This window comes from Xanthovirga aplysinae, assembly GCF_009711365.1.
Taxonomy (GTDB): domain Bacteria; phylum Bacteroidota; class Bacteroidia; order Cytophagales; family Cyclobacteriaceae; genus Xanthovirga; species Xanthovirga aplysinae.
This window is the reverse complement of sequence record NZ_SMMB01001094.1, coordinates 1-7,999: the sequence shown is the minus strand read 5'-3', so window position 1 is coordinate 7,999 and position 7,999 is coordinate 1. Positions and strand designations below refer to the sequence as shown.

At 36.8% G+C, this 7,999-nt stretch carries 7 protein-coding genes; 5 read left to right on the top strand and 2 right to left on the bottom strand.

Annotated features, from left to right (window positions below; all coding sequences use genetic code 11):
- Nucleotides 1–199 precede the first annotated feature (199 nt).
- The 5 genes from uppS to E1171_RS12685 all read left to right on the top strand — a co-directional run bounded on the left by uppS (nucleotide 200) and on the right by E1171_RS12685 (nucleotide 6,120).
- Nucleotides 200–937 (top strand): undecaprenyl pyrophosphate synthase, encoded by a 738-nt coding sequence (gene uppS, locus E1171_RS12705; protein ID WP_155206382.1) that lies wholly within the window; start codon nucleotides 200–202, stop codon nucleotides 935–937.
- Nucleotides 938–944: 7 nt separating this feature from the next.
- Nucleotides 945–3,599, top strand: a complete 2,655-nt coding sequence (gene bamA, locus E1171_RS12700; protein ID WP_155206381.1) for an outer membrane protein assembly factor BamA — start codon at nucleotides 945–947, stop codon at nucleotides 3,597–3,599.
- A gap of 309 nt (nucleotides 3,600–3,908) precedes the next feature.
- Nucleotides 3,909–4,442: an OmpH/Skp family outer membrane protein gene (locus E1171_RS12695; RefSeq protein ID WP_155206380.1), complete on the top strand. Its 534-nt coding sequence runs from the start codon at nucleotides 3,909–3,911 to the stop codon at nucleotides 4,440–4,442.
- 114 nt (nucleotides 4,443–4,556) lie between these two features.
- On the top strand, nucleotides 4,557–5,123 hold the full coding sequence (locus E1171_RS12690; RefSeq protein WP_155206379.1) for an OmpH/Skp family outer membrane protein: 567 nt from the start codon (nucleotides 4,557–4,559) through the stop codon (nucleotides 5,121–5,123).
- 91 nt (nucleotides 5,124–5,214) lie between these two features.
- Nucleotides 5,215–6,120 carry a S66 peptidase family protein gene (locus E1171_RS12685; RefSeq protein ID WP_155206378.1) on the top strand — a complete coding sequence of 302 codons (906 nt, stop codon included), beginning with the start codon at nucleotides 5,215–5,217 and terminating at the stop codon, nucleotides 6,118–6,120.
- On the opposite strand, the gene chrA is transcribed toward E1171_RS12685, so the two are convergent.
- Together chrA and E1171_RS12675 are read right to left on the bottom strand one after the other, a co-directional pair.
- Entirely contained in the window at nucleotides 6,110–7,312 is a 1,203-nt protein-coding gene (gene chrA, locus E1171_RS12680) for a chromate efflux transporter (protein ID WP_155206377.1), read from the bottom strand. The two genes, E1171_RS12685 and chrA, sit on opposite strands and share 11 nt — an antisense overlap.
- Nucleotides 7,313–7,383: 71 nt before the next feature.
- Complete coding sequence (locus E1171_RS12675; protein WP_222931490.1) at nucleotides 7,384–7,884, bottom strand: DUF4399 domain-containing protein; 501 nt, start codon at nucleotides 7,882–7,884, stop codon at nucleotides 7,384–7,386.
- Nucleotides 7,885–7,999: the final 115 nt, after the last annotated feature.

Genomic DNA, 7,999 nt, shown 5'->3' with positions numbered 1-7,999 from the left:
AAAGGTAAAAAGATTTAAGTCATGTTTTAAAAGCAATTTAATTCAAATTGACAACCCCTACATTGCAATTGAAATAATAACTGCAAATTAGAAACGTTCTTATGTTTCAAGTTCAAAGCCCTGAAAGTTTATTGGATAAAATTTAAAATAAAAAAGCATTTTTGTACATTGCGATCTAATTCTGCAGCAAAAAGAAGGGATGAAAGAAAAGATTGATTCAAATAATATTCCGCATCATGTGGCCGTTATTATGGACGGCAATGGACGCTGGGCTAAGCGAAAGGGTGCAGCCAGAATCTTTGGACATAAAAACGCCATTCAGGCTGTGAAGGATGTAACCGAAGGCTGTGCGGAATTGGGGGTCAAATACCTTACACTTTATGCTTTTTCAACTGAAAATTGGAGTCGTCCCAAAATAGAGGTGGAAGCTTTAATGCAGTTATTGGTATCCACTATTCGAGGGGAGATCAGCACACTACAAAAAAACAACGTTCGTCTCCAAACTATTGGGGATACACAATCGCTTCCAAGAATCTGCCAACGAGAGCTAAGTGAAGCTATGGAGCTCACTAAAAACAATAATGGCCTAACTTTAGTTTTGGCTTTGAGTTATAGCGGTCGTTGGGAAATTACAGAGGCGGTAAAAAAAATTGCTACTGAGGTCAAAAAAGGGAAAGTAGATCCTGATAAAATTGATCAACAACTGGTAAGTGATAATCTGAACTCTCATTTTATTCCGGACCCCGAATTGCTGATCAGAACCAGTGGAGAAATGCGTGTCAGCAACTTTTTGTTATGGCAACTTGCTTATACAGAATTATACATGACTGATGTGTTATGGCCGGATTTTAGAAAACAACATCTTTTCGGTGCGATCAACGCATTTCAAAAAAGAGAAAGACGATTCGGTAAAATAAGTGAACAAGTGAAATCTTAAGCGATTCATGAAAAAAATATTATTTATTCTTCTATTTGCATTAAGCTACAATTCGTCAATTTTTGCCCAGTTTGTGCCGGGAAATTATTCCAATTCTAGAAATAATAATTCTACTGATGTTAATTACCAATCTCCAAAAGAGTATGAAATCGGTGGTATTTCTGTAGTTGGTGTAGAATATCTTGACGAAAATGCACTTATTTCCCTATCCGGACTAAAAGTTGGAGATCGCATCAAGGTTCCTGGAGAAGAAATCAGTAATGCCATAAAAAAACTATGGCAACAAGGCATTATTGGTGACGCCACAATCTATATTTCAAAAGTGGAAAATGGAAAAGCCTTCCTCGTCATTGAGTTAAAAGAACGCCCAAGGCTTACACGATTCAGTTTTGAAGGCCTGAATAAAACTCAGGAAAGTGATTTAAGAGATAAAATTGACCTCATCAGGGGAAGGGTACTTACAGATGCTCTGATCAAAAATACTGAGTTGACCATTAAAAAGCATTTTATTGAAAAAGGTTTTTACAACACCAGCGTAAAAATAATTCAGCAAGGAGACACACTGGTATCCAATGGAGTTAGATTAAAAATCTTAGTAGATAAAAAGAAAAAAGTAAAGGTTAGAAACATATATGTAGAAGGAAACTATGCCTTTACCGATGCAAAAATTAAAAATAAAATGAAATCCACTAATGAAAAAGTCCGAATAAAACTCGGAAAAGTGGATGAAGATCCTTTTGTAACAGAAGATACTACCAAAGCGGAAAAGGAAAAAAAATCAGGATGGTTTCACGACCATATTAAACTAAACTTCTTAAAGTCCTCAAAGTTTGTTGCTGAAAAATTTGAAGAAGACAAAAAAGCACTTGTCGAATTTTATAACACAGAGGGTTACAGAGATGCAAAGATTGATGTTGACACAGTTTTTGTAAGTGGAAAAAACACTGTAGATATCCGTATAAAAGTAAATGAAGGTCAGCGATATTACTTTAGAAATATTACCTGGACAGGAAATTATATTCACAGTGATAAGCAATTGGCTGCTATTTTAGGTGTTCAAAAGGGTGATACCTATAATATGGAGTTGATAAACACCCGTTTAAACTTTAACCCTACAGGGCCTGATGTCAGCTCTTTGTATATGGATAATGGTTACCTGTTTTTCAATGTACAGCCCGTAGAGGTTAATGTTGATGGTGATTCTATCGATATAGAAATGCGTGTAAATGAGGGACCACAAGCCACAATAAATAAAATTATTGTAAAAGGGAATGATCGTACTAATGACCGTGTAATACTTAGGGAAATAAGAACCCTGCCGGGAATGAAATTCAGCCGAGCAGATTTAATACGTACCCAAAGAGAATTGTCTCAATTAGGTTATTTTGACCCTGAACAAATTGGCCTAAACCCTATTCCTAACCCAGCTGATGGTACCGTAGATATCGAATACTCACTTGTGGAAAAACCTAGTGACCAAATTGAATTATCTGGTGGATGGGGAGGTACCTTTGGTTTTGTGGGTACTTTAGGGGTTACTTTTACAAATTTTTCCGCGAAAGATTTGTTTAAACCTAAGAATTGGGATCCCCTGCCGGTAGGAGATGGACAGCAATTATCCATAAGAGCACAAGCCAATGGGATTCAATACCAGAATTACTCACTTACATTTGCTGAACCTTGGTTAGGCGGAAAAAAGAGAAATAACTTTTCGGTTTCTTTAAGCCACGCGGTTCAACGTAGTTCATCCACAGGGGATTTTAGTGGTAATAATTTTGACGGCTCTTTAAGAGTGTCTAGTGCAACAGTTGGATTAGGTAAAGCTATTAAGTGGCCGGACGATTATTTTACATGGACCAACTCTCTGTCTTATGTTTTGTATGACCTGAACAACTTTCAGGGAAGTAGTTTTGGAGAAGATTTAGGTTTTACAGATGGAGTAGCAAATAACTTTAACTTTACCACACGAATTGCACGAAATAGTGTGGATCAGCCTATGTACCCAAGAAGGGGATCAAATATTTCCCTCAGCGTGAGTCTCACTCCTCCTTATTCCTTATTCAGAGGAAGTGATTTTGATGAAGGCAAATCTAATGAGGATCTATTTAGATTCGTAGAATACAATAAATGGATGTTTGACAGTGAGTTCTATATACCAATTGTTGGAGATTTGGTTTTGCAAACACGGGCACACTTTGGCCTTGTGGGTAAATATTCTGCAAATACAATAATAGGTCCTTTTGGGCGATTCCTCATGGGAGGTTCAGGTCTATCAGGTCAAAACTTCCTTTTGGGTACGGATGTAATAGGATTAAGAGGGTATGAAGACAATTCCATCCTTGCTGAACGTGACGGAAATACAGTAGATCAAGGCGGGGTGGTATTCAATAAATTTGTGGCAGAACTCCGTTATCCAATTACCACAAGCCCAGCTGCCACCATATATGTGTTAGGATTTGCTGAAGCTGGAAATAACTGGAGTCGTTTTGCCGATTTTAATCCAAATTCTTTATTCCGTTCAGCAGGTGTGGGTGCAAGAATATTTATGCCAGCCTTTGGCCTGATCGGTATTGACTGGGGCTATGGATTTGATCCGATTCCTGGAGCTCCGGGTGCAAACGGTTCTCAATTTACCTTTACAATTGGGCAACCTATAAGATAATAAGAAGAAAACTTTTTAGTTTTATAAAGGAAATACCCTAACAAGGAATAAATAATTATTAGATTAAAGATACTTGGTTTAGGCCCTAACTATAGGATTTAAATAATTGGACTTATAAATTTAGATGTAAGAAAGATCTAAATCTTAATAAAAATAGTATAAGGTAAAAGATTAAATTGAGGTATTAAAAGTTCCATAATTTTGATATACCAAACACAATCAACTCTTTCCTTATATTAAAACATCACCCCTGTTAATGACAGGGTATTAAGTAGTTATCCAAATATCTCAACCGAACCAGAAGATTCAATGAAGCATTTAGCTATTTTTATTGTATTTTTTTTAGCTTTACTACAGCAGGCCACCGGACAGAAATTTGGTTATGTAGACACCAATTACATTCTAGGTAAAATGCCTGAATTTTCACAAGCTAAGCAAGATCTCGAAAAACTTTCGAAAGATTGGCAAAGTGAAATTTTAGATATGCGAATGGAAATTGAATCGATGAAAACAGCACTTAAAGCAGAAGAAGTGCTTCTCACTGCGGATATGACCACTCAAAGAAAGGAGGAAATAAGAAAAAAAGAAGAGGAGGCTATGGCCCACCAGCAAAAAATATTTGGATATGACGGTTTATATTTTCTAAAAAAGAAAGAATTAATCAAGCCAGTACAAGATCAAGTCTTTGATGCCGTTGAAAGAGTAGCCAAAAAGAAAAGACTCCAGATTGTATTTGACAAATCAGGAGACCTTGTCATGATCTATACAGACCCTATTCATGATTATACCGATTTCGTTTTGGAGGAATTAGGATTGGGAGATCCAAATGATGTAATTGAATAAAAAGATCAAAAATAATTTACGGATTTTTAAAAATTTCATCAAAATCATAGGTCATCACTTTTTTTTGGAATTAAATTTGTATTAAGTAAATAAATAGAAACAAATAAAATAATTATGAAAAGATCGATTGTTGCGATAGCAGTACTCTTTGTTACATTGTTTTCAGCAAATATAAATGCGAATGCTCAAACTTCAGCTGTTAAAATCGGCTACGCTAATATAGAATATATTGTCAGTGTATTGCCAGAAGCCAAGCAAGTAAACTCTGATTTACAAGCTCATCAAACCCAGCTTCAAAATCAATACCAGGCTAAAATGCAGGAACTTCAAAAATTATTTGAAGACTACCAAAAAGGAGCTGCTACAATGGATGCTGCTTTGAGAAGTAGCAAAGAAGCTGAATTACAAAACAGACAAGAGGAAATAAATAAGTTTCAGCAAGATGCTCAAATTTCCATCTCACAAAAACAGCAACAGCTTTTCCAACCGCTATTTACCAAAGCTTCTGATGCAATAAAAAAGGTAGCTGAGGCAAATGGATATACGCATGTTTTGAGCATGGATGCTGTAGGTTCTCCGGTTTTATTATATGCCCGAGAAGAAGATAATATTAGTAACCTGGTTCTTAAGGAACTTGGAGTTACCCCTCCACCAGTTCCAAATGCTAGTTCTGGCAAATAAGAAAGAATTAATTTCCAAAAAATTTACCTGGCCTCTTTCAAATTGAAAGAGGCTTTTTATTTTTAAAAAACACATCGGTTCAAAATAAAAAATGATCATACCACCTTTTTTAAAGCCTAAAGATAAGATTGGAATCATTGCTCCTGCGGGAAGGCTTGCTCCCAATACCTTATCTGAAGAATTAATCGAATTAAACTCTTGGGATTTGGAAGTGGTTGAAGGAAGATTTTTGTATCATACCCATCACCGTTTTGCAGGCAATGACCAACAACGATTGGGAGATATTCAAGAAATGCTCGAAAGGCCTGAAATTAAGGCAATTTTTTGTGCAAGAGGAGGCTATGGTACAAGCCGAATCCTTGACCAGATCAATTTTTCAAGCTTAAAGGAAAACCCAAAATGGATTATTGGCTTTAGCGATATCACCACTTTTCTATGCCTAGCCAACCAGCTGGGAGTAGCATGTATTCATGGAATAATGCCTTCACAATTTGGGCAAAAAGCCAGCCAAGCTTCTAAAGAAATGCTCAAAAACTTTCTTTTTGGAAAACCCTTAGTCTACAACCTACTTAGCCATTCCCTAAATAAAACAGGAAACGTACAAGCCGAGATAATTGGAGGAAACTTATCATTGTTGGCCCACTTAACAGGCACCTCAACACAAGCCAGAACAAAAGGTAAAATTCTATTTATTGAAGAAATTGGTGAACATTTATATCATATAGACCGAATGATGATCCAGTTGAAACGGGCAGGCATATTTCAGGATTTGGCGGGGTTAATTGTGGGTCATTTCACCGAAATCAAAGATAATGACACAGTGAAATTTGGAAAAACAGCCTACCAGATTGTGAAAGAGCACATCGAAGAATATAATTTTCCGGTTTGTTTTGGTTTTCCTGCGGGCCATGAAGAAATCAATATGCCTCTCCCTTTTGGATTAAAAGCAAACTTTAAAGTAGAGGAATCTGGTACTACCCTAAATTTTAGAGGATAATTCCTGCAAGCAATCCGAAGAAAATTAAAAGAGGGGGAGCCACTTTTTTCGAAGCCAAAATTAGCATTGTACCTATGATAATAATCCAATTGGTAAGGCTGGGCTCGATGTTTTGTTGAAATCCTAGGTCAAGTGTACCCATCAGCATAATAGCTGCAGCGATTACCATACCGGAGCTGGAAGCATGTATCCCTTCTAAAGAAGCACGAATGATTCGGTATTTTTTTAGGTCATCCCAGAAATTGACAATAAAAAAAATCAAAAAGGTGCCTGGAAGAAAAACCCCTGCCGCCGAGACTAATCCCCCAACAATCTCACCAGGTATGCCCGCCTCTCGGGATGATAACACCCCCATATAAGAGCAAAAGGCAAATCCAGGGCCTGGAATTGCCTGAGCCATACCGTAGCCCGTCAGAAATTCCTGAGAAGTAAGGGCATGCTTAAATTCGACAAATTCCGTATGCAACAACGGAATTAAAACTTGACCTCCACCGAAAATCAAACTTCCATTCCGGTAAAAGTTCTCAAATAAACTTATGGGTAAGAAATCAAAGATTCCAGTTAAAATAGCCAGCACAATAAACGTTCCTGCCCACATTAAAAAATAAAACCATTTAATGTGAAGCTTCTTTTTAGTCTCGTCTTCCGGGTGTAGCTTATACTTTAAGCCTGTAATGAAGCCTGACCCCAACAATATCAGTGGAAATATATAAGGAGATTGGAAAAACAAGGACAAAAATATGGAGGCCAGCATTAATAGAACTGCCAATAAACTATTAATAACCTTCCTGGCAATCCGATAAGCGGCAAATGCCACAAAACCAACTGCCATGGGTTGAACAAAACGCGTGAAGCTTAAAGAAAAGTTATTTTCTAACAGCCAATTTATACTTACACCAGCTACAGTCATAATAGTTACTGCCGGGAGAATAAATATAATAAGAGCAATAACGGCCAGACGAGGCCCCCCAAGTTTATGGCCAATAGCTGTGATGGTTTGACTGGAAGTAGGCCCAGGAAGAACCTGTGTCAATGCAAAAACCTCTATGATCTCTTCTTCAGAAATATATTTTCTTTTAACAGCCATAATATCAATCATCATGGCAATATGAGCAGGATTACCTCCAAATCCGGAAATTGCAATAAGAAATACATCTTTAAGAAACAAAGTATATTTCTGAGAGTGGCTCATAGTTAAAAAAATACAATCCGAAAAAAAAAGTGCCTCACCAATGTTGATTGATGAGGCAAAAAAGATAAAATTTAATGATTCGTATTTTCAACCACTTCTATCTCGATAGTCTTACTTAGACCTTCTCCATAAGATTTATGCACTCCGTCAGCAAATTGCAGGGTTAGACTGTGTTTACCTGGTGCCAACTCTAATTCTGTTTCTTTTTGTCCTTTTCCAAAATGGAGGTGTGTTTTGTCCATAGGAACAATCTCCCCATCCTTTACAAAAGATCCATCCACAATAATATGGTGATGCCCCTTATTCGTATGAACTTCTCCAGCAGGCTCTACATCCATTCCAATTACTCCCATTTCAACTTTTAACGGAGAAGTAACTTTCTCGCCCTCCTGAAGGTTTACAAAGAAAACCGAGGCCTCTTTATTTACAGATTCTTCCTCATTTAATGCTGCTTTTTCTACTGGAACAACTGTGGTTTTCACCTCCTCTTCAGCTTCCGCTTGTTGATTTTTCGAATTGTTACAAGATGCCAACAGAGCACCCAAAATCATAAAAGTGAATAATCTTTTCATTTCTATTTAAATTATAGGTTACAACAAAATCCCTCAAAGAATCAAATAGGGTGCCAACAAAACACCCAAATTCATAAAAATGAATGGTCTATTCATTTTTATGAAAAAATTATAC

What these genes read in the sequence shown, in the direction of transcription:
- E1171_RS12685 (WP_155206378.1), top strand. Translation starts at nt 5,215, where the DNA reads ATGATCATACCACCTTTTTTAAAGCCTAAAGATAAGATTGGAATCATT.
- chrA (WP_155206377.1), bottom strand. Translation starts at nt 7,312, where the DNA reads ATGAGCCACTCTCAGAAATATACTTTGTTTCTTAAAGATGTATTTCTT.
- E1171_RS12695 (WP_155206380.1), top strand. Translation starts at nt 3,909, where the DNA reads ATGAAGCATTTAGCTATTTTTATTGTATTTTTTTTAGCTTTACTACAG.
- E1171_RS12675 (WP_222931490.1), bottom strand. Translation starts at nt 7,884, where the DNA reads ATGAAAAGATTATTCACTTTTATGATTTTGGGTGCTCTGTTGGCATCT.
- uppS (WP_155206382.1), top strand. Translation starts at nt 200, where the DNA reads ATGAAAGAAAAGATTGATTCAAATAATATTCCGCATCATGTGGCCGTT.
- bamA (WP_155206381.1), top strand. Translation starts at nt 945, where the DNA reads ATGAAAAAAATATTATTTATTCTTCTATTTGCATTAAGCTACAATTCG.
- E1171_RS12690 (WP_155206379.1), top strand. Translation starts at nt 4,557, where the DNA reads ATGAAAAGATCGATTGTTGCGATAGCAGTACTCTTTGTTACATTGTTT.